This window comes from Paenibacillus sp. S29, assembly GCF_049319765.1.
In the GTDB taxonomy this organism is placed as follows: domain Bacteria; phylum Bacillota; class Bacilli; order Paenibacillales; family Paenibacillaceae; genus Paenibacillus; species Paenibacillus polymyxa_B.
On record NZ_JBMOUI010000061.1, the window covers coordinates 1 to 571 of the forward strand.

At 56.6% G+C, this 571-nt stretch carries 1 rRNA gene; it reads left to right on the forward strand.

The features are described 5' to 3' along the window. Positions 1-571, forward strand: a 23S ribosomal RNA gene (locus ACL9RM_RS26465); the annotation flags it as partial.

Here is a 571-nt window from a genome sequence, read left to right on the forward strand (position 1 = left end):
CGAGGACAGTGTCAGGTGGGCAGTTTGACTGGGGCGGTCGCCTCCTAAAGAGTAACGGAGGCGCCCCAAGGTTCCCTCAGAATGGTTGGAAATCATTCGAAGAGTGCAAAGGCAGAAGGGAGCTTGACTGCGAGACCTACAAGTCGAGCAGGGACGAAAGTCGGGCTTAGTGATCCGGTGGTACCGCATGGAAGGGCCATCGCTCAACGGATAAAAGCTACCCTGGGGATAACAGGCTTATCTCCCCCAAGAGTCCACATCGACGGGGAGGTTTGGCACCTCGATGTCGGCTCATCGCATCCTGGGGCTGAAGTAGGTCCCAAGGGTTGGGCTGTTCGCCCATTAAAGCGGTACGCGAGCTGGGTTCAGAACGTCGTGAGACAGTTCGGTCCCTATCTGTCGTGGGCGTAGGAAATTTGAGAGGAGCTGTCCTTAGTACGAGAGGACCGGGATGGACGTACCGCTGGTGTACCAGTTGTTCCGCCAGGAGCACCGCTGGGTAGCTATGTACGGAAGGGATAAGCGCTGAAAGCATCTAAGCGTGAAGCCCCCCTCAAGATGAGATTTCCCA